Source organism: Halomonas sp. H33-56 (assembly GCF_040147035.1).
Lineage (GTDB): Bacteria > Pseudomonadota > Gammaproteobacteria > Pseudomonadales > Halomonadaceae > Halomonas > Halomonas litopenaei.
In genome coordinates this window covers 2,024,511-2,047,085 of sequence record NZ_JAMSHP010000001.1, presented here as the reverse complement: position 1 = coordinate 2,047,085, position 22,575 = coordinate 2,024,511, and the positions used below count along the sequence as shown (strand labels likewise).

The window sequence follows — 22,575 nt, the reverse complement described above, 5'->3', positions numbered from 1 at the left end:
CTTCTTCCTGCATTACTACAGGACCCCCTGGGGGTAGGAGCCAAGCACCTTGACCTCGGAGACACGCAGGCGCACCTCCTCGAGCAGCGCCGACACCCGCGGCTCCTCGACGTGGCCACAGAAGTCGATGAAGAACACATAGTTCCAGGCACCGGTGCGCGAGGGTCGCGTCTCCAGACGCGTCAGATCGATCTGGTGGCGGTGGAACGGCTCGAGCAGGTCGTGCAAGGCACCCGGCTGGTTGCGGGTCGCCACCACCAGCGACGTCTTGTCGACCCCGGACATGGGCACGTCCTGGTTGCCGATGATCAGGAAGCGCGTGGAGTTGTCCGGGCGATCCTCGATCTTCTCGGCCACGTGGCTAAGGCCGTAGAGCTTGGCCGCCATGTCGCCGGCGATGGCCGCACTGTGCCACTCGCTCTTGACCAGCCTGGCCGCCTCGGCGTTGGACGACACCGGTACCCGCTCGGCGTGGGGGAAGTGGGCATCTAGCCATTTGCGACACTGGGCGAAGGACTGGGGATGCGAGTAGATACGCGACACCTTGTCCTTGAGGGTAGTGTCGGCCACCAGCAGGTGATGATGGATGCGCAGCACCACCTCTCCGCTGATGCGCAGCCCCGAATCGATGAAGGAATCCAGGGTATGGTTGATCACGCCTTCGGTGGAGTTTTCCACCGGCACCACGCCGTAGTTCACCGCGCCGGCCTCGACCTCACGGAAGACCTCGTCGATGGCCGCCATGGGCAGGCTGATGGCGCTGTCGCCGAAGTGCTTGAGCGCGGCCTGCTGGGTAAAGGTGCCCTCGGGGCCGAGATAGGCCACCTTGATCGGCTGTTCCAGCGCCAGGCAGGCCGACATGATCTCGCGAAACAGCCGTGCCATTTCTTCGCTGTCCAGCGGCCCCTGGTTGAGCTCCATTACCCGGCGCAGCACCTGGGCCTCGCGCTCGGGGCGATAGAACACCGCCTGGGGGTCGCTTGCGGTCTTGGTCTCCGCCACCTGGCGAGCACACTCGGCACGCTCGCTGATCAGGCGCAGGATCTCGGTGTCGATATGGTCGATGCGCTGACGCAGCGACGAGAGGTTCGGCTCTTGCGAATCACTCATGGGTTGTCTCCTTGTAACGCCCCGTGACCGGGCGTTGACGCATGGCTGGCGAAACCTGGCCCCGCCACCTCTTTACTGGGTGCGCCAGCTCTCGCACGAACCTCAGCCGCGCCGCTTTTCGAAATCGCCCATGAACGCCACCAGGGCGTCCACCGCGGCCTCAGGCACCGCGTTATAGAGGCTAGCGCGCATACCGCCGACGCTGCGATGGCCCTTGAGATTCAAAAGCCCCGCCGCTTCCGCCTCTTCGAGGAAGGCGTTATCCAGGGCGCTGTCGGCCAGCACGAAGGGCACGTTCATCTTCGAGCGATTACGCACCGCGATGGGGTTGGAATAGAAGTCGCTGCGGTCGATGGCGTCATAAAGCTTGGCCGCCTTGCGGTCATTGATCTCGGCCATCGCCTCGAGACCACCGACGTCGCGCTTGAGCCAGTCGAACACCAGGCCCGCCAGGTACCAGCTATAGGTGGCCGGCGTGTTGATCATCGACCCTGCCTCGGCCAACTGACGATAGCTGAACAAGGACGGCATCTCGCTCACCGCCTGGTCGAGCAGATCATCACGCACGATCACCAGCACCAGACCGGCCGGCCCGATGTTCTTCTGGGCGCCAGCGTAGATCACACCGAAGCGCGAGACGTCCAGCGGCTCAGACAGAATGGTCGAGGAAAGATCCGCCACCAGCGGCACCTCGACCCCGTCGCCGCGCCGCGCCACGGGCACAAAGTCCAGTGCCAGACCACCGATGGTCTCGTTGGGGGTCACGTGGAGGTAGGCGGCGTCGTCGGACAGCGCGATATCAGCCTGCTGCGGTGCTTCGACATGGCCATTCTCGGCGCTTGAGGCGGCAATGTGGGCGCTGCCGAATAGATGCCGCGCCTCCTTGACCGCCTTGTTGCCCCAGATACCGGTTTCGATGAAGTTGGCCCGGCCGCCGCGGCCAAGCAGGTTCATGGGCACCGCGGCAAACTGCTGGGTGGCACCACCCTGGGTGAACAGCACCCGATAGTTATCGGGCACGGCGAGCAGTTCACGCAGGTCGGCCTCGGCACGCTCGGCGATGGCCACGTACTCGCTGGAGCGGTGGCTCATCTCCATCACCGAGAGCCCACGGCCCTGATAGTCCAGCATCTCGCGCTGGGCGCGTTCGAGTACTGCGGTAGGCAGCGCGGCGGGGCCCGCGCAGAAATTGTAGTGGCGTGTCATGGTGTCCTGGCGATTGATCGTCAAGGGCAGGCGTCCGGCGACGCCCGCCAGTCACTATATAGGTGGGCCACGGCGTCCATCGCGGACACCGTGGCACCCCGGATCAGTCGTTATTGTCGGTGTTGCTGTCGTCGGCCGCGCTGTCGTCGCCCGGTTCGGCGCTGCCACCCTCGGCGACGTCATCTGCCGAGTTCTCGACGGCATCCTCACTACCTTCTTCGCCCTCGGCATCGAGCTCGTCGTCGCCTTCAAGCTCCTGGATACGCACGGTCTTGACCAGCGCCTCGGCCTCGCCGAGGCGGATCAGGGTGACGCCCTGGGTGTTGCGCGAACTGATCGAGACTTCCTCGACCCGGGTGCGCACCAGGGTGCCGCGATCGGTGATCAGCATCATCTCGTCGCTGGAACAGACCTGCATCGCCGCCACCATGGCGCCATTGCGGGCGCTGGTCTGCATCGCGATCACGCCCTGGCCGCCACGACCGCGCAGCGGGAACTCCTCGAGACGGGTACGCTTGCCGTAGCCGTTTTCGCTGCCGGTGAGGATGTAGATCTGGCCGTCGTCACCGCTGGCGTCGACATCACCGGCCTCGCCACGCTCACCGCCCTCGGCGTCGGCATCGATCTCGAGGCTCTGCGGGATGATCAGGCTGATCACCTCGGCGCCATCGAGCAGTCGCATGCCGCGCACACCGCGCGCGGTACGGCCCATGGCACGGACCTGGGACTCCTCGAAGCGGATCGCCTTGCCGTTGGACGACAGCAGCATGGCGTGGTCGCTGCCGGAGGTAATGGCGGCGCCCACCAGGCGATCGCCCTCCTCCAGGTCGATGGCGATCAGGCCAACGCTGCGCGGCCGCGAGAACTGCTCGAGGCTGGTGCGCTTGACCGTGCCCCGGGCGGTGGCAAAGAAGATATAGCAGTCCGGATCATAGTCCTTGACCGGCATGATGGCGTTGATCGACTCGCCTTCTTCCAGCGGCAGCAGGTTGACCAGCGGCTTGCCGCGGGACCCGCGACTGGCCGCAGGCATCTCGTAGACCTTGAGCCAGTAGACCTTGCCGCGATTGGAGAACAGCAGCACGGTGTCGTGGGTCGAGGCCACCAGCAGGTGCTCGATGACGTCCTCGTCCTTCATCGCGGTGGCCGACTTGCCACGACCACCACGACGCTGGGCCTGATAGTCCGACAACGGCTGGGTCTTGGCGTAACCCGAGCGGGACACCGTGACCACCATGTCTTCCTCGGCGATCAGGTCCTCGATGGACAGGTCCAGGTGGCTTGCCTGAATGTCGGTACGACGCTCGTCGGCGAACTGATCGCGCACCGCGATCAGCTCTTCGCGAATCACCTCGAGCAGGCGATCGGCGGAGGCCAGGATGGCCATCAGCTCGGCGATCTTCTCGAGGATCGACAGATACTCGTCGAGCAGCTTCTCGGTCTCGAGGCCGGTCAGGCGGTGCAGGCGCAGCTCGAGGATGGCCTGGGCCTGGGCCGGCGACAGACGGTACTCGCCTCCCGCCTGGTCCAGACCAAAGCCTTCTTCCAGGTCTTCGGGCTTGCACGAGGTGGCACCGGCGCGCTCCAGCATGCCGGTGACCTGACCGGGCTGCCAGGACTTGGCCAACAGCTTTTCCTTGGCTTCGGCAGCATTCGGCGAGGCCTTGATCAGCTCAATCACCTCGTCGATGTTGGAGATCGCCACCGCCAGGCCTTCGAGAATGTGGCCGCGCTCACGCGCCTTCTTCAGTTCGAACAGGGTGCGCCGGGTGACCACCTCACGACGGTGGCGAATGAAGGCCTCGAGCACCTGCTTGAGGTTCATGGTCTTCGGCTCGCCGTCTTCCAGCGCCACCATGTTGATGCCGAAGACATTCTGCAGCTGGGTCTGGGCGAACAGGTTGTTCACCACCACCTCGCCGCTCTCGCCGCGCTTGACCTCGATCACCACCCGCAGACCGTCCTTGTCGGACTCGTCGCGCAGCTCGGCGATACCCTCGATCTTCTTGTCCTTGACCAGCTCGGCGATCTTCTCGATCAGCCGCGCCTTGTTCACCTGGTAAGGCAGCTCGGTGACGATGATGTGGTCACGGCCGGACTTGTCGTCGTGTTCGATGGTGTGCTTGGCGCGAATGTAGATGCGCCCGCGGCCGGTACGATAGGCCTCGAGAATGCCCGCGCGGCCGTTGATGATACCGCCGGTGGGGAAGTCGGGCCCCGGCACATGCTCCATCAGATCATCGACGCTCAGGGTGTAGTCGTCGACCAGCGCCAGGCAGGCGTTGATGATCTCGTTCATGTTGTGGGGCGGGATATTGGTCGCCATGCCCACGGCGATGCCCGAGGAGCCGTTGACCAGCAGGTTCGGCACCTTGGTCGGCAGCACGTCGGGGATCCGCTCGGTACCGTCGTAGTTGTCGACCCAGTCGACAGTATCCTTCTCGAGATCGGCCAGCAGCTCGTGGGCCAGGCGCGCCATGCGCACCTCGGTGTAACGCATGGCGGCGGCGTTGTCGCCGTCGATGGAGCCGAAGTTGCCCTGGCCATCGACCAGCACGTGGCGCATCGAGAAGTCCTGGGCCATACGCACGATGGTGTCGTACACCGCACTGTCGCCGTGGGGGTGGTACTTACCGATCACGTCACCCACCACACGGGCGGACTTCTTGTATGGCTTGTTCCAGTCGTTACCCAGCTCGTGCATCGCAAACAGCACACGCCGATGAACCGGCTTCAGGCCATCGCGCACGTCCGGCAGCGCTCGGCCGATGATCACGCTCATCGCGTAATCGAGGTACGACTGCTTCAGCTCGTCCTCGATATTGACTGGCAGAATCTCTCTGGCGATGTCACCCATGGGTCGTCAAGTCCTTTGCACAGCAACAGGTAGGCGCGTCACGCAGCCGTGACAAGGCGCACAAATACAGCGACCTAGCATACCACCCTTGGGGCCTTCCGCGCAGCGTCTGTCGTTGCGTGCGGCGCCTTGACCGCTGCCGTCATGACACCACCAGCGGCGCCAGGGCATCACGCAGCTCACCCTCGATCGCCACCGCACTGTTGCTGGCCACGTCCAGCAGCACGAAGGTCAGCTCGGCGCGAGCCACCAGGGCACCATCGTGGCGGCGCAGGATCTCGTGGCGCATCCTGGCACTGCGCCCGCCCAGGGCCGACAGACGGGTGGAAATGTCCAGCTCGTCACCGGCCACCGCCGCCTGGCGATAGTCGATATTGAGATTGACCGCGACGAAGGCGACATCTCCCTTTCCCAGGCGAGACATCAGCGCCGGATGCTTGTCGAAATAGTCCCAGCGCCCTTCCTCCATGAACTCCAGGTAACGGGCGTGATTGACGTGGCCATACCCGTCCAGGTGGTAGCCACGAACCTTCAGCGAAGTGGTGCTGATAGCGTCTTCCATGTCATTGCTCCTCATTTAAACTACTGTTTGATTCTGACCTCGAGCGGGCAAAGTGGCAACACTGTCACCAAAGAGGGACGGGCGCGGGCGACGCAGCCTGCTAGGCTTGCCGCAACCCTGTTCAATCGACCATTGCGATGGCTGGCAACTGGCACCCGAAGGGACCATTCGCCATAATGTGCCTCCTTTTTGACCCGAGAATTGCTCCATGTGGTTCAAGCACTTGCACCTCTACCGTCTGCACGACGCCAGCACCCTGGACAGCGAGCAGCTGGAGACGGCCCTCGCCGAACAGGCTTTCCGCCCGCTCGGTGGCACCGAAGCCCGCCGCATCGGCTGGACGACGCCTGCCGGACGGGGTAGCGATCGCTATCTCCACGAGCTGCAGGGCCAGCGCCTGATGACCGCCCTGCGCCAGGAGCGCATCCTGCCCGCTTCGGTGGTCCGCGAAGAAGTCGACGAGCGCGTCGAGGTCATCGAGACCCAGGAAAGCCGCAAGCTGCGCCGCCAGGAAAAGCAGGCAATCAAGGAGCAGGTCTACGAGGAACTGTTGCCCAGGGCCTTCGTACGCAGCCAGAAGACTGACCTCTGGTGGGATACCCGGCGAAACTTGATCGCCGTCAACAGCTCCAGCCGAAAGCGCGCCGAAGAGCTGCTGGATCTGTTGCGCGAGTCCCTGGGAAGCCTCAAGGTAACGCCGCTCTCGGCCCAGACACTGCCGATTCGCGCCATGACCACCTGGCTCAACGACGCCTCCTCGCGCCCCGCCGACATGCTGCTCGGCGACCAGGTCGAACTCAAGGCCAAGGGCGACGATGGCGTGCTCAAGGCGCGCCAGGTGGACCTGGACGGCGACGACATTCAGCAACTGCTCGAAAGCGGCCGACAGGCCAGCAAGCTGGCGCTGGGCATGGAGGGGCGCCTGCGTTTCGTGCTCCACGACGACCTGGCGGTCAAGTCACTGGCCTTCGATGACGCCTTGATCGACGAAGCCAACCAGGCAGATGACGGCGACGATGCCGTGCTGCGCATGGAAACCGACTTCATTCTGATGGCCCAGACCCTGGGTGAAAGCGTCGACCGCCTGATCGACTGGCTGGGCGGCGAAGCCCAGAGTTCTTCTGTTTCGGCTACTGACCTCACTGCGACGACACCATGACTTCGACATCCGATGCCCCGCAGGATCCCTGGCACGATATTCGCCCCTATCAGGACGACGAGGTGGCGACGACCCTGACTCGCCTGGCAGAGGACCCGGAGCTGTTGAGCGCCCTGACCCGCTACCGGCTGCCGCGCCTTTCCCGCATGATGCCCCGCCTGTCACGCACGCTGGCCAGCTGGGCGATCAAGCGCGAGACACGCGACGTCACCAGCGTGACGGCGTTTCAGCAACGCATCGCGGCCTACATGCAGCGCATGCTGAAGACCTCCACCGACGACTTTCGCGTCGACGGCCTCGATCGTCTGGACCCCGATACCGCCTACCTGTTTATCGGCAACCATCGCGATATCTCTCTGGATCCGGCCTTCGTCAACTATGCGCTGTACCTCGCCGGCCGCAACACCGTACGCATTGCCATCGGTGACAACCTGCTCAAGAAGCCCTACGTCACCGATCTGATGCGGCTCAACAAGAGCTTCATCGTGCCGCGCAGTGCTCGCGGCAAGCGCGCCATGCTGCAGGCCTACCACAAGCTGTCGAGCTACATCCGCCACTCCATTCAGGACGACAATCACTCGATCTGGATGGCCCAGCGCGAAGGCCGGGCCAAGGACGGCATCGATCGTACCGACCCCGCGATCATCAAGATGATGACCATGGCCCACCGTGCCGACAACCGTCATGCGCCGCTCGGGGAAGGCATTGAAGCCCTGCGCCTGGTGCCGGTATCGATCAGCTACGAGTACGACCCCTGCGACGTGCAGAAGGCAAGGGAGCTGAAAGCCGTCAGTGAAGACGGCAGCTACAACAAGAGCGAGTTCGAGGACATCAGCTCCATCGTCGCCGGCATCACCGGCCACAAGGGGCGTGTTCATCTGCGCTTCGGCACGCCGATCGATCGCAGCTTCGATACGCCGGAAGCGGTCGCTGCCGAGATCGACCGCCAGGTGCTGAGCGGCTATCACCTCTTTCCCAGCCACCATCTGGCGCTGGAGGCCCTGGGCAGCCATCCTGAGCTGGTGGACCTGTCCGAGGTGTCAGAGGCCGACCGCGATCGGTTCGCGCAACGGCTTTCCGAAGTTCCGGAAGACCTCAGATCCTGGTGGCTGGCCCAGTACGCCAACCCTGTCATCAACTGCGCGCGGAGCGAGCCTTCGTCGTGAGCCAGAAAAGCCAGCCGGGGCGCTCCAGACACGCCTTTGCCTGGACGGCCCAAGGCGTCACCCTGATCGGCGCCGGCGTGGACCTTGTCGTCGGCGTACTCAAACTGGTGACCGGCGTGATCGTCGGGTCGGCCGCCCTGATCGCCGACGGCATCCACTCCTTTTCGGATATCGTCACCGACGCCTTCGTGCTGGCGGCCACCCACTACGGCCGCCAGGAACCCGACCGCGACCATCCCTACGGCCACGGCCGAATCGAGACCCTGGCGACGCTGTGGCTCGGCAGTGTGCTGATCTTCGTCGCGGGTGCCATCGCCTGGTCGAGTGTCGAGCGCCTGCTCGATCGGTCTCCCAGCGCCGCACCCGGCCTCGTTGCCATCGCCGTGGCCGTGGTCTCGCTGCTGGCCAAGGAGGCGATCTACCACTACACCTTGCGCGCCGCCCGCCGCTTCGACTCACCGCTGCTCGAGGCCAATGCCTGGCACTCGCGTACCGATGCCATGTCCACCCTGGTGGTGCTGGTCGGCCTGGTGGCGGGGCAGTTCGGCGTCGGCTGGATGGACGCGGTGGCCGCCATCGTGGTCGGTCTGATGGTGGGTTGGGTCGGCGGACGGCTGATGTGGCAGTCTTCGCGGGAGCTGATCGACACCGCCCTGCCGGTCGAAGAGCAGCGTGCGATGCGCCGACTGGCGGAGTCGGTGCCGGGCGTCAAGAGCGTGCACGATCTGCGCACCCGCCAGCTCGGAAGCGACGTCGTGCTCGATCTGCATATCGTGGTCGCTCCCAGGGTCACGGTGTCCGAAGCCCACGAGATCGGTAATGCGGTCAGTCGACAACTACGCGAAGCGCACACCCGCCTGAAGGATGTCACCTTCCACATCGACCCCGAGGACGACGAAGGACAGACCGAACACAGCCTGCGCCCGGGCTTGCCGCTGCGCGAGGAGATCGAGCAACTGCTGGATGAACGCTGGTCGCATCAGCGTGCCTGGCAACACCGTACGGCGCTGAATCTGCACTATTTGGATGACCGCATCGACATTTCGTTGTACGTTGACTCTGATATCCATCATGGGGATCTCGATGACTTGGCTCATCAATTGTGCCGAGACCTCGACACCCTGCCCTGGGTAGGCCAACTGAAGCTGTGGCAAGGGCCCGGCAAGGCCTGACCTCCGCCCGGCTTGGAACTCGCCATGAGCCCAGATGCCGTCTTGTCTCGCCCGTCTCGCCGCCGCCCCCCTTCCTGGCTCGCCTGGGGATCTGCGAGCCTGTTGGGCGCCTTCCTGGTGCTGGCACCTGCACCGGTGGACGCGACGCTCGACCATGCGCGAATGCACGCGGCCATGAGCGCCGAGTACGGCAGTCAGGGGGTAAGAGCCCTGGACGAATGGCTCAACCTGATCGATCGCCTGAGAGGCGCCGACCTTCGTACTCAGCTGCGCGACGTCAACGACTTCTTCAATCGCAAGATGCAGTGGCTCGAGGATCGCACCATCTGGCGCCAGAGCGACTACTGGGCTACTCCCATCGAATCGCTGGGACGCGGCGCAGGCGACTGTGAAGATTACTCCATCGCCAAATACGTGACCCTCAAGGAGCTCGGCATTCCCATCAGCAAGTTGCGCATGATCTATGTGCGTGCTCGACTGGGACGTAGCCAGATCACCCAGGCCCATATGGTGCTCGGCTACTACGAGACGCCAGGCGCCGAGCCCCTGATTCTCGACAACATTGCCGCCGGCATTTCCCGTGCCAGCCTGCGCACCGATCTGGACCCGCTGTTCAGCTTCAACAGCAGTGGCCTGTGGGCGGGTGGCACCACCCAATCACGGGCGGATCCCCTGGCGCGCCTGTCGCGCTGGCGAAACGCGCTGGATCGCATGCGCCAACAGGGAATCCAGTGACATCATGCCAATCCTTCATCTAGAGACGTCGCCATGTCGTTGATCAAACAACTCTGGCTCGCCATCATTGCCATCCTGCTGATTGCCCTGATCGGCAGTCTGGTGGTGGCCGTATCAGGCAGCCGCGCCTACATCGAAAAAGAAATACTGATTAAGAACGCGGACAACGCCAATGCCCTGGCGCTGAGCATGAGCCAGATGCCTGACAAGGATGAAGTGACGCTGGAGCTTTTGATTTCGGCGCAGTTCGATACTGGCCACTACCGCAAGATCCAGCTGCTGGACACCCAGGACAGACCGATCATTCGTCGCGTCTCTTCAGCCCCCGAAGAGACTGGCGTACCGGGATGGTTCCGTGAGCTGGTCGCCTTCGAGGTCCCCGCCGGCACTGCGGTCATCCAGGATGGCTGGCAGCAGCTTGGCACCTTGCAGCTCGAAAGCGCACATGGCTTCGCCTACCAGTCGCTGTGGCAGAGCACCCTGCGCATGGCCGCCTGGTTCATGGCAGCAGGTGCCCTCAGCCTGCTGATTGCCTACCTGCTGGTACGCCAGATCCGCACCCCGCTGAAGACCCTGACGCGCCAGGCCAACGATATCGGCCAGCGTCGCTTCACCGTCGCCCCGCTGCCCCGCACACTGGAACTGCGCGAAGTGTCCGACGCCATGAACCGGCTGTCGGAAAGCGTGCGCGAGATGCTCCAGCGCGAGAGCGAGCAGATCGACCGGCTACGCCGCCAGTTGCTGCATGACACGGTGACCGGGGCCTTGACCCGGGAAGCCTTTATCGACCGCCTCAACTACAGCCTCGAGCAACAGGGTGAATCCAGCTACGGCGTGGTGGCGATGATCCGTGCCACCGACCTGGCCGCGCTCAACGAACGCCGCGGCCACTTGCACACCAACGGCGTGCTCAGCGACCTTTGCCAACGCCTGACCGCCATCGCCGAGGCCCATGGCGAAGGCTATGTGGGTCGCCTCAACGGCAGTGACTTCGCCCTGATGCTGTGCGGCAACGTCGACGAAAGCTGGGCCCGCGAACGGCTGGACGACAATCTGTCGACACTGGCCGAACAGAACGCACCGGTACTGCGGCTCCCCGCTGCCCTGGCGGTCTACCACCACGGCCAGGAGCGCACCACCCTGATGGCCGCACTGGATGGCGCCCTGTCGCTGGCCGAGAGCCGTCCTGGACAGGCGATCGAGTCCTGCCACAACGTGGAACAGGAGACGCTCTACCGCAGCCGCGCCGAGTGGCGCTCATCGCTGGTCGAAGCGATGGAGCACGGCGTCCTGCTGGGGCAGTATCCGGTGCTGGATCGACGCGGACAGTTGCTGCATCACGAGGCCCCTGCACGGCTCAACATCAAGGGCGAATGGCGTCAGGCGGGTGTCTTCATGCCCTGGATCGCCCGTCTGCGCCTCCACGACAGCCTGGATATCAAGGTGATCGATGCCGCTCTCGACACCATCCATCACCACCGGCAGCCGCTTGGCATCAATTTGTCCCATGCAGCGATTACCCAGCCGAATGTCGTGATCGCCCTGCAGCAACGACTCAGCGCCCGCCCGGACTCGGCCCCCTTCCTGTGGATCGAGGTGCCGGAGTCGATCGCCCGAAGCGATCTCGAGAGCTTCCGATATCTCTGCCAGTCGCTGGCCCCCTTCGGCTGTCATCTGGGCATGGAGCACGTCGGTGCGGCCTTCCGCCAGCTGGGAGATCTGCAGGACCTTGGGCTGTCCTACATCAAGATCGACGCAACCCTGTGTCGTGGCGTGTCGGAGCGGCCGGAGCAGCAGACTATTCTCAGGGGCATGGCGACCCTGTGCCATTCGCTGGCGATCCAGGCCATCGCCGAGGGCATCGACGAGGATCGCGATATCGACACCCTGTTCGAGCTGGGCCTGGACGGTGTCACCGGCCCCGCCGTGTCCGCCAGGATGGAAACCGACAGGCACTCGTGAACGTCGATGACATGAAGGGTACACAACAAAGGGCCACCCGAAGGTGGCCCTTTGTCTTGCCCAGGTCGACGCATGCGACTTGAGAGGTGCAGATGCTGAGCGCTTAGATGAGCGGGTCGTCGTCCCCTACCAGATCCACATCATTGTAGCGACGACGCAATGACTGGCGGTCCATGATCTTGCGGCGCGCCGCGTCAGGCAGATCGGTGAAGCTGATCACGCCCTTGTCCATCAGCAGATCAAGCACGTCCTCGAGCACCCGCACGAAGGCCAGGTCGGAGGCATGGAACTGGGACTGTTCGTTGCGCTCGTTACCGTCTGACAGGAAGAACAACAGCTCCTGATCATCCGGCGCCATAAATTCGTCGCAGGTCGCTGTAGGCTCCCGGCTGACACAGACAAGCTTTCCTTCCCCGTCACGCTGGACGTACATGTCACGTTCTCCGCAATCTTTGTTGGTCGAGCATATATCAAGTTTCCCTTGATCAGTAGCCCTCGGCGTTTACCGCCGAGGGCCTTGCCCGTTTCGCGCTATACGACGGGACCGAGCGCCTGCCTACACATCCAGCTGGCCCTGGTTGAGCAACTGCGTCAGGAAATCATCGGGGCTTGGGGCCGCGTTGGCCACACCTTCCAGAGTAATGACCTGATCAGCGTTGCCATTGTCGTCCGCCAGATTTCCATCGCTCTTGACGTACAGCACAATATCATCCCCTTCCTGCTCCGCGTGGATATAGTCATTCAGCGACTGCTGGTCGTCGTCCTTGTCGTAGCCTTGCAGCAACTCGCTGAGATCCAGCACATCGGCCTCTGGGTCCTGGCTGGCGTCGACACCGGCCGGCGCGACGTGGAAGTCGGTGATGACGTCGTCGGCGGGATCCCCGCCCACTCCCTCATCACCCAGCACCCAGGCGAAGGTATCCGCACCGAGTCCTCCGACCAGGGTGTCATCGCCGGCACCACCGAGCAGCAGGTCATCGCCTTCCTCACCATATAGCGTGTCGCTACCACCGCCGCCGATCAGGGTGTCGTCACCGTCACCACCCTTGAGGGTATCGGCGCCGCCATCCTTGCGCTCGGTGTCCATCAAGGATTCATAGTTGCCGCGAATGTACTCGAGCACCTGGGTCTCGTCGGGATCCGCTCCGCCATTTTCCGACCACTTGAGGAACTCGAACAGCCCGGCAAAACCAAGACCATCATGCTCGCCTGCCCTGAACTCCTCACCATCGCCATTGGTCCATTCGAGATGGTCGGTATTGATGGTGTCGCCGAAGATGATGTCACCACGATCCGTTCCATCGAGTACATCGTCGCCGAGTTCCGCCAGCTTGTCGAAGGACGAGCCGCCCTTGAGCACCGCCTCGAGCTCCTCGGCGGTGTTGACGATGGAAGGCTCGCCTGAGGCCGCAGACAGCACGTACTCGTTTACCGTAATCTTATCCAAAGTGATGCTGTCAGATTGCCCCGAACCGTTCACCACGTTAACGATAATTCGATAAACCCCAGAATCGAGGAAGCTACTTTCTAACGTTGTCCAGCTTTCGCTTTCACCGCCTACTTCACTGTATACAGTGCTCCATCCCCCCTGACTATCGTATTTCTGAATCAGGTATTGAAACTCATCATCGGGGCCATACAGATCCGTTCTGTAACGAATTTCTATAGCCGTTTCTTTGCCAGGCGCAGAATCTAACGCAAAGGAATCGCTAATCGCGTACGCACTCCAACTGTTTGTCCCGGACGTTACGTCCGTCAGCTCGAGTTGCCCGCCAGAAACTCGCAAGGAGCTCCGCTGATCCCCATACAGCGTCCACGCTCCCCGGGCATCCAACTCATCGTTTCTACCCGAAAAGTCGGCCAGTACACGGGAACCGCTCAGCTCAATCGCTCTACCGCTTCCTTCATCCAGTACATCGGTGTTGTCAAAAAATCTTAGAATATCCTTATCAACACCAGAACCTATACCAATCGCTTCGACGCGACTGATCGCAGAAAGCTCTCCAAAGGCATCGATAGAATTCACAAACTCATCGACCCCAAAGCTCCTACCGGTTCCACCGACATCGCCTGTATCGGTGACATAGAAGGTCGGCTGACCATCCGTCAAGAAAAACGTCAAATTCTCGTAACCATTATTCTCCGAAAGCGCCTTCAGCCATCCTTCAGATTCGGTAAATGCCGCTTCGTAATTCGTCCCCCCACTGGCTAACGCCTCATCAATGTGCTCAATAATGTCCTCGAGGTCTTCCGACGAGGATCCTAAGTCAAGCGCTTCTACTGCGCTTGCGCCTTCATCAAAATCAATGATTTGAACGTTGACGGTACCTTCAAAGTCAGCGAGCTGCTCGACCAGGTTCTTTAGTGCTCTCTTGGCCAGCTCCATACGAGTCAAGCCTTCAGTACCTGAATCCTCGCCCATACTGCCCGAGGAATCGAGAATCAGAGAGATGTTGTAGTTCTGAGCCTGATTCACCACGGTGAACCTGCCACCGCCATCGCCGACCATGACATCACTGCCGCCACCGCCGGAAACACTATTGTCGGAGTTATCACCGACGAACAGTTGATCTGGAGCGCTGACTTCGACGGTCAGGCTGCCCGCAGCGTTATCGCCGTCACCATCAATACCGGTCAATCCGAGCTCGATGTCAAAGGCATCCCCCGCCTCACCAAGCCGATAGTCCATATCGCCCAGGGTAAAGGGCGTATTGCTACCGCCCACCACCTCGATACCCTGGAGCCCACCATCCGGACTGAGTTCGAACGACCATCCATCCTCCACACCATCCAGAATCAGACGGCCGGCCCCATCGACGCTGACGGACACCTTGTTGGTAACATCGGTGCCTGTCTGATCGAGAATGCGGACGTCATCGGCGCTCAGACGAATATCGTTGTCCACCGTCTGGCTGGGAGACCCAGAACCCGGCACATCACTTGCGTAGTTGAAGGCAGCCACGGTGACCACTGCCTTGGCACCGTCACCTTCAACATGGATGGTCTGGGTCACCTCGGACACACTTTCGTGCCCCTGCCAGCTCGGCTCACCGGTGACAGAGAACCCCAGGCTATCGAGGAAACTGATGCGGATGACTTCGTTAAGCTCGATACCGGGACTTACACCACCGAAGACACCGAGCGTGCCGTCCAGCGGCACCATGCCAACGCCATTGGGCGTCGAGTAGAGAACGTCGTTGTCACCCTCATCGTCCTGGTAGTTAATGCCGTGGTACTGCACGACACCATCGAGACTCAGTTCAGAGATATCGGCACGCTCGACACGCCCGTTGCTGATCTCGCCATCGGCAACGTTGATCTGATAGCCGTCTCCGGCCGGATCCAGGGTGACCGTAAAGCCGACAACCCCATCCGCAGTCACCGCCTGCAACTGATGACCGTCGGTGGATACCTGATAGGTCAGCGCCTCGCTGTCAAAGTAGAGGGGGTTGCCGTCCGCGTCAGTGGCTGGCTGCCCCTGCACATCGGTGAAGGTCACGTCCTTGACCCCATCGGCACCAGACACGCCAGCAAAGTTCAGCTGACCGCCTCGACCATCGACGAGAGCAGCCGAATCCGAGGTAAAGGCCTCCGGGCTGTCGTCGTTGACCAGCACCTGCAACTGACCACTGGCCGGGCTGCCATCGGAATCGACGATGGTGTAGCCGACATTGAACGCCAGAGAGTCCTCCGTACCCTGCTCACCATGGTCCAGAGGCTGGTGCAGTGTCACCTTGTAGGCGCCGTTCGCCACCCCGGTCAGGGCAACGGTCAACACCAGTGCGTTGGAGGCGTCACGCCCCGTGACCGTGCGGCCGTCGTCGCTCAACGTGTAGGACACCGCCTGGCCACTGGCCGTTACCGTGGGCAGGCCATCAAGACTCCAGCTAAAGGCACTTGAGCTCGCTGCCCCATCGTTGCCAAAGGAATAGCCAAGCGTCCCGGTGACGACGGTCGCCTCACCGGCCGCATCACCCGGGCCACCGGCATTGCCACCCGACAGGCCATCTTCGTCCACGCGAGCGACACCATTGGTGGCCTCCGGCGTGGAGTCAGCCGCCACATTGACCGTCAAGGTGGCGTTGCTGGTGTCGCCGTCGGCATCGGTGATGGTGTAGTCGATGACCGCGGCGCCCTCGAAGCCCGCCGCCGGAGTGAAGGTCACCTCACCGCTGTCGCTATCGATGGTCACCCTGCCAGCACTCTCGTAGCCCGACGCCATGCTCGCCGACACCAGAGTGGCGCCATCGGCTCCGCCCTCGTCGTTGGCCAGTACGTCGACGGTGACCTCAGTGTCCTCGGCGGTGCTCACAACGTCATCGACCGCCGTTGGCACGTCATCGACAATATTGATGCTGATGCTGGCAGTCGAGCTATTGCCGTGGGCATCGATCACGGTATAGCTGAATACGTCCTGGCCATTCAGGGTGTTCTGACCGTTATCCGCCTCAGCGCCGGTCACGGCGGTATCGAGGGTATAGGTGTAGGACCCATTCTCCTCGATGACCAGAGTGCCGTAGCTGCCGCGCAGGGTCGTGGCGGTGAACGTCAGTGCATCGCCCTGGGCATCACTTGCCTGAAGCTGGCCTTCCGCCACTTCGCTATTGCTGGCGGCATCGCTGCCCGTGGCAAGCCCGGCCTCGCTGACGGTAGCTGCGCTGGCATTGGCCGTGGGCGAGCCGTCGTTCACCACAAACTTGATGGTCGCCTGGCTGGTATCGCCATCGGCGTCCCTGATGGTGTAGCTCACTACCTCTTCATAACTATCGTTGGCGTCGGCGGTGTAGGTGTAACTGCCGTCGGCGTTCCAGCTGAGCTGACCACGCAGCCCGCTGTCATCGACGGAGATGACCGTGGCCCCGTCCGCACCCTGGACGTCATTGGCCAGCATTCCGTTGCCCGCTGTGGTGGTCAACGAGGTACCGGACTGCAGCGCGGCGGGGGTGTCATTGACGGCCTGAGGCACATCATCGATGACATCGACGGTAATGGTGCCGGTGGCGGAATTGCCGTGACTGTCGGTCACCGTATAGACAAAGCTCTCGGCGTCATCGACGGGGTTATCCGACGAGGTGACCGGTTTGGTCAGGGTGTAGGTAAAGGAACCATCGGCGCGGATGTCGATCTCGCCATAGTTGCCCTTGATAGTCTCCGCCTTGAAGGTCAAGTCGTCGCCCTGGGCATCGGTCGCCACCAATTGCCCATTCACTTGCTCTGAATTGGTCGCCGACTGGGAACCCTCGTCAAGCCCGGCCTCGTTGACCTGCACGTTGGTCGGCTGAGTCGTCGGCGTACCGTTTTCGACATTGATGGTCAGGGTGGCCTGACTGGTATCACCGTCGGCGTCGGTAATGGTGTAGTTGACCACCTCGGTGTAGCTGGCGTTGTCCTTGGCCGTATAGTCAAAGCTGCCATCGGCGTTCCACGTCAGGGAACCCTGCAGGGAAGACTCATCGACGAAGGTCACGGTGGCGCCGTCGGCGCCCTGGGTGTCATTGGCCAGCAGACCAACATCGGCACCCTTGCTGATCACCTGCGAAGACTGCACGCCATCGAGCTGATCATTCACCGCCTCCGGCGCGTCATCGACCACCGAAACCTTGACGGTCGCCGTCGTACTATCCCCATCAGCCTGGCTCGCCACCACACTCACGCCCTCGATAGACAGTGAGTTCTTCAGCGTCGCTGCCACCTCATGGGGCAGACTGTCGCTGAGCGTGGCCGTGACACTGACATCGCCACTGTTCTGAGCCGCCACCGAGGCCGGCGCCTGCAGGCTCAGGGTCAGCACCAGGTCGTCGCTGCCAGCGAGTCGAGCCTCCAGTTCACCCTCGTCGTTTGCGCTCCAGACCAAAGACTCACCAGCCGCCAGACCCTGGACGCTGATGCCGGTGACGCTGTCATCGGCACCGATATTGCCAAAGCCGAAGTTCACCAGGCTGTCGCTACCCGCGTTAAACGTCAGTACGCCACTGTCCTGATCCGCAGAGACTCCGGTGTCGGCGTCCTGCAGTGTCAGATCCAGCGCCTCGGTAGTAGCATCATCGTCGCCTTCCTTGATGCTGACACTCGGGCCGCTGCCGTCGGTGATGGTGACGGTGTGGCTATCGGTGGCGGTATCGCCATCGCTGTCTTCGGTGGTGATGGTGAAGTCGATCGACGGAATGTTGGCCTGGTCGAGGTTGTCCTTGGCCTCGAAGGTCCAGTTGCCGTCGCCAGTGACGGTCAGAGTGCCTTCGGCGAGCTTGAAGCTGACGAAATCGGTATCGCCATCGCCCAGCGGCTTGGTTTCGCCTGCCGCTGTCACGCTGACGGTGGCACCATCGGCACCGGCGTCGGTGCTCCAGGTGCCGTCTACACTCTCGCCTTCGACCACGCTGGCAGGCGCTTCGACGAACTCGATGGACGGGCTGTCATCGGCGATCGCGATGCTGAGGCTTCCGTTGGCCGCACTGCCGTCATCGTCGGTGACCACCAGGGCCACCGTCTCGGTGAAGCCGGCATCCGTGGCACCTGCCTGACTGTCGTTATCGACGCTGGTGTCCAGCGTGTAGCTGTAGCTCACGGTGCCGCCGGCTGCCGGGTTGGCACTATCCGACGGTGTAAAGCCGGTCAGGCTAAGGCTGCCGTATTCGGTATCGACCACCACCGGGCTATCGGCAGTCAGGTCCTGCAGATCGCCCAGGCTCAGCGACTGGTTGCCCACCTGCACGCTTTGCACGCCATCGGCGCTGGTAAAGGTGAAATTACCGGGCTTGGTCAGCGCGTCCTCGCTCGGGGCAGAACCTTGCTCCAGATTGGCTTCACTCACCGATACGTCACTGCCCCCGGTAGCCAGCCCCGAGAGGCTGACGCCGTCGTCGGTACCGGTCACGGTGATGGTCAGCGTCGCCGGTGAGGTGTCCCCGTCGGCGTCGGTCAGGGTGTAGGCAAAGGTCTCGATCAGCTCTTCCTCGCCGCTGAGCGCCTGCACCCGCGGATCGTCGTTGTCGAGCTGGTAGGTGTAGCTGCCGTCGCTGTTGAGCGTCAGGGTGCCGTAATTGCCTGCGCCCGTCGGTGCGTCCAGCGCTACGCTGGCCGGATCGGCATCGGTGGTGTCAGCACCGGTGGTGTCGTTGGCCAGCACATTGCCGGAAACAGAAGCGGTCTCCTCGGCAATGGTGTCGCTGTCGTCACGTGCCGTCGGCACATCGTCATTGACGTCGATGGTCAGGCGGGTCGAAGCCGTATCGCCATCGCTATCGGTAACGACAATGGCGAACTGATCCGCCAGATCGTCGCTGCCGGTGCCCTGGCTGGTGTGGTCCTGGGTGCTGCCATCCAGGGTGTAGCTCCAGCTGTACTTGCCGTCAGAGACACTGACGCTCAGGGTGCCGTAGTCGCCTTCGACCGTGCCGCCGCCCGTCACGTTCTGGCCGTTGATCACCAGCGAGGCCAGGCTATCGCCCCCGGTGGTGATCGGCAGACTGCCATTGGTGCTCTGGCTGTCGTCGCCTGCCGCGCTACCGCCCGGCAGTCCGGCTTCGCTGACGCTGAACTGACCACCTTCGGCATCGGGCGATGCGTCCGGCACGCTGACGGTCGGCGTGGAGTCCGCCGCCACCGTCACGGTGAACACCGCGTCGCTGGTGTCGCCATCGGCATCGCGAATGGTGTAGTCGATGACCGCATCGCCCTCGAAGCCCGCCGCCGGGGTGAAGGTCACCTCACCGGTGTCGCTGTCGAAGGACACACTGCCCTGGCTCGGATTTCGCAGGGTGGCGTCGGTGACACTGGCACCGTCCGCGCCCTGGGTGTCGCTGGTACCGTCTGTATTGACCAGGACGTTGTAGGTGACCGCTGTGTCCTCGCCGGTCGTGGTGGCGTCATCCACGGCCACAGGTACATCGTCGTTGACGTCGATGGTCAGGCGGGTCGAAGCCGTATCGCCATCGCTATCGGTAACGACAATGGCGAACTGATCCGCCAGGTCATCACTGCCGGTGCCCTGGCTGGTGTGGTCCTGGGTGCTGCCATCCAGGGTGTAGCTCCAGCTGTACTCGCCGTCAGAGACACTGACGCTCAGGGTGCCGTAGTCGCCTTCGACCGTGCCGCCGCCCGTCACGTTCTGGCCGTTGATCACCAGCGAGGCCAGGCTATCGCCACCGGTGGTGATCGGCAGACTGCCATTGGTGCTCTGGCTATCGTCGCCCGCCGCGCTGCCGCCCGGCAGTCCGGCTTCGCTGACGCTGAACTGACCACCTTCGGCATCGGGCGAATCGTCCGGCACGCTGACGGTGGGCGTGGAGTCCGCCGCCACGGTGACGGTGAACACCGCGTCGCTGGTGTCGCCATCGGCATCGCGAATGGTGTAGTCGATGACCGCGTCGCCTTCGAAGCCGTCCGCCGGGGTGAAGGTCACCTCACCGGTGTCGCTGTCGAAGCTCACGCTGCCCTGGCTCGGATCACGCAAGGTGGCGTCGGTGACACTGGCACCGTCCGCACCCTGGGTGTCGTTGGCGAGGACGTTGTAGGCGACAGACTGGTCTTCACCGGTCGTGGTGTCATCGTTGCGTGCCGTCGGCACATCGTCGTTGACGTCGATGGTCAGGTTGGTTGAAGCCGTATCGCCATCGCTGTCGGTAACGACAATGGCGAACTGATCCGCCAGATCGTCGCTGCCGGTGCCCTGGCTGGTGTGGTCCTGGGTGCTGCCGTCCAGGGTGTAGCTCCAGCTGTACTCGCCGTCAGAGATACTGACGCTCAGGGTGCCGTAGTCGCCTTCGACCGTGCCGCCGCCCGTCACGTTCTGACCGTTGATCACCAGCGAGGCCAGGCTGTCGCCACCGGTGGTGATCGGCAGACTACCATTGGTGCTCTGGCTGCCGTCGCCTGTCGCGCTACCGCCCGGCAATCCGGCTTCGCTGACGCTGAACTGCCCACCTTCGACATCGGGCGATGCGTCCGGCACGCTGACGGTCGGCGTGGAGTCCGCCGCCACGGTGACGGTGAACACCGCGTCGCTGGTGTCGCCATCGGCATCGCGAATGGTGTAGTCGATGACCGCATCGCCCTCGAAGCCGTCCGCCGGGGTGAAGGTCACCTCACCGGTGTCGCTGTCGAAGGACACGCTGCCCTGGCTCGAATCACGCAGGGTGGCGTCGGTGACACTGGCACCGTCCGCACCCTGGGTGTCGCTGGTACCGTCTGCATTGACCAGCACGTTGTAGGTGACCGCTGTGTCCTCGCCGGTCGTGGTGGCGTCATCCACGGCCACAGGTACATCGTCGTTGACGTCGATGGTCAGGCTGGTCGAAGCCGTATCGCCATCGCTATCGGTGACGACAATGGCGAACTGATCCGCCAGGGCATCACTGGTGCCCTGGCTGGTGTGGTCCTGGGTGCTGCCATCCAGGGTGTAGCTCCAGCTGTACTCACCGTCAGAGACACTGACGCTCAGGGTGCCGTAGTCGCCTTCGACCGTGCCGCCGCCCGTCACGTTCTGGCCGTTGATCACCAGCGAGGCCAGGCTATCGCCACCGGTGGTGATCGGCAGACTGCCATTGGTGCTCTGGCTGTCGTCGCCTGCCGCGCTACCGCCCGGCAGTCCGGCTTCGCTGACGCTGAACTGACCACCTTCGGCATCGGGCGAATCGTCCGGCACGCTGACGGTCGGCGTGGAGTCCGCCGCCACGGTGACGGTGAACACCGCGTCGCTGGTGTCGCCATCGGCATCGCGAATGGTGTAGTCGATGACCGCATCGCCTTCGAAGCCGTCCGCCGGGGTGAAGGTCACCTCACCGGTGTCGCTGTCGAAGGACACGCTGCCCTGGCTCGGATCACGCAGGGTGGCGTCGGTGACACTGGCACCGTCCGCACCCTGGGTGTCGCTGGTACCGTCTGCATTGACCAGCACGTTGTAGGTGACCGCTGTGTCCTCGCCGGTCGTGGTGGCGTCATCCACGGCCACAGGTACATCGTCGTTGACGTCGATGGTCAGGCTGGTCGAAGCCGTATCGCCATCGCTATCGGTGACGACAATGGCGAACTGATCCGCCAGGGCATCACTGCCGGTGCCCTGGCTGGTGTGGTCCTGGGTGCTGCCATCCAGGGTGTAGCTCCAGCTGTACTCACCGTCAGAGACACTGACGCTCAGGGTGCCGTAGTCGCCTTCGACCGTGCCGCCGCCCGTCACGTTCTGGCCGTTGATCACCAGCGAGGCCAGGCTATCGCCACCGGTGGTGATCGGCAGACTGCCATTGGTGCTCTGGCTGTCGTCGCCTGCCGCGCTACCGCCCGGCAGTCCGGCTTCGCTGACGCTGAACTGCCCACCTTCGGCATCGGGCGAATCGTCCGGCACGCTGACGGTCGGCGTGGAGTCCGCCGCCACGGTGACGGTGAACACCGCGTCGCTGGTGTCGCCATCGGCATCGCGAATGGTGTAGTCGATGACCGCATCGCCTTCGAAGCCGTCCGCCGGGGTGAAGGTCACCTCACCGGTGTCGCTGTCGAAGGACACGCTGCCCTGGCTCGGATCACGCAGGGTGGCGTCGGTGACACTGGCACCGTCCGCACCCAGGGTGTCGCTGGTACCGTCTGCATTGACCCAGCACGTTGTAGGTGACCGCTGTGTCCTCGCCGGCGTGGTGGCGTCATCCACGGCCACA

General features: G+C 63.1%; 11 protein-coding genes. 5 read left to right on the top strand and 6 right to left on the bottom strand.

What is annotated here, in order from left to right:
* Positions 1 to 15: 15 nt before the first annotated feature.
* From pheA to NFH98_RS08765, 4 genes are all read right to left on the bottom strand, one after another.
* A complete protein-coding gene (gene pheA / locus NFH98_RS08780; RefSeq protein WP_045994814.1) occupies positions 16 to 1,110 on the bottom strand; it encodes a prephenate dehydratase in 1,095 nt (364 codons plus the stop codon).
* Positions 1,111 to 1,212: 102 nt separating this feature from the next.
* The gene (serC, locus tag NFH98_RS08775; RefSeq protein ID WP_286986290.1) at positions 1,213 to 2,316 is read right to left on the bottom strand and encodes a 3-phosphoserine/phosphohydroxythreonine transaminase; all 1,104 of its coding nucleotides are present in this window, start codon (positions 2,314 to 2,316) and stop codon (positions 1,213 to 1,215) included.
* Positions 2,317 to 2,419: 103 nt separating this feature from the next.
* Positions 2,420 to 5,173 carry a DNA gyrase subunit A gene (gene gyrA / locus NFH98_RS08770; protein WP_349622556.1) on the bottom strand — a complete coding sequence of 918 codons (2,754 nt, stop codon included), beginning with the start codon at positions 5,171 to 5,173 and terminating at the stop codon, positions 2,420 to 2,422.
* A 142-nt stretch (positions 5,174 to 5,315) separates the two neighbouring features.
* Positions 5,316 to 5,735 (bottom strand): acyl-CoA thioesterase, encoded by a 420-nt coding sequence (locus NFH98_RS08765; protein ID WP_349622555.1) that lies wholly within the window; start codon positions 5,733 to 5,735, stop codon positions 5,316 to 5,318.
* Between the two features lie 208 nt (positions 5,736 to 5,943).
* Here NFH98_RS08765 and NFH98_RS08760 point away from each other — a divergent pair, with 208 nt between their 5' ends.
* From NFH98_RS08760 to NFH98_RS08740, 5 genes are read left to right on the top strand one after another with little or no spacing between them, the layout of a single operon-like run.
* Positions 5,944 to 6,894: a recombination-associated protein RdgC gene (locus tag NFH98_RS08760; RefSeq protein WP_108133792.1), complete on the top strand. Its 951-nt coding sequence runs from the start codon at positions 5,944 to 5,946 to the stop codon at positions 6,892 to 6,894.
* Complete coding sequence (locus NFH98_RS08755; protein ID WP_045994810.1) at positions 6,891 to 8,060, top strand: 1-acyl-sn-glycerol-3-phosphate acyltransferase; 1,170 nt, start codon at positions 6,891 to 6,893, stop codon at positions 8,058 to 8,060. Before NFH98_RS08760 ends, NFH98_RS08755 begins: the two co-directional genes overlap by 4 nt.
* Positions 8,057 to 9,232 carry a cation diffusion facilitator family transporter gene (locus NFH98_RS08750; protein WP_286986241.1) on the top strand — a complete coding sequence of 392 codons (1,176 nt, stop codon included), beginning with the start codon at positions 8,057 to 8,059 and terminating at the stop codon, positions 9,230 to 9,232. Before NFH98_RS08755 ends, NFH98_RS08750 begins: the two co-directional genes overlap by 4 nt.
* 24 nt (positions 9,233 to 9,256) lie before the next feature.
* Positions 9,257 to 9,967, top strand: coding sequence for a transglutaminase-like cysteine peptidase (locus NFH98_RS08745; protein ID WP_349622554.1), 711 nt, complete (start codon positions 9,257 to 9,259; stop codon positions 9,965 to 9,967).
* Between the two features lie 33 nt (positions 9,968 to 10,000).
* Complete coding sequence (locus tag NFH98_RS08740; RefSeq protein ID WP_349622553.1) at positions 10,001 to 11,929, top strand: EAL domain-containing protein; 1,929 nt, start codon at positions 10,001 to 10,003, stop codon at positions 11,927 to 11,929.
* A 103-nt stretch (positions 11,930 to 12,032) separates the two neighbouring features.
* Here NFH98_RS08740 and NFH98_RS08735 read toward each other — a convergent pair whose 3' ends face one another.
* Both NFH98_RS08735 and NFH98_RS08730 read right to left on the bottom strand, forming a co-directional pair.
* The gene (locus tag NFH98_RS08735) at positions 12,033 to 12,362 is read right to left on the bottom strand and encodes a hypothetical protein (protein WP_045994806.1); all 330 of its coding nucleotides are present in this window, start codon (positions 12,360 to 12,362) and stop codon (positions 12,033 to 12,035) included.
* Positions 12,363 to 12,485: 123 nt separating this feature from the next.
* Positions 12,486 to 22,574: a cadherin-like domain-containing protein gene (locus tag NFH98_RS08730; RefSeq protein WP_349622552.1), complete on the bottom strand. Its 10,089-nt coding sequence runs from the start codon at positions 22,572 to 22,574 to the stop codon at positions 12,486 to 12,488.
* Position 22,575 lies beyond the last annotated feature (1 nt).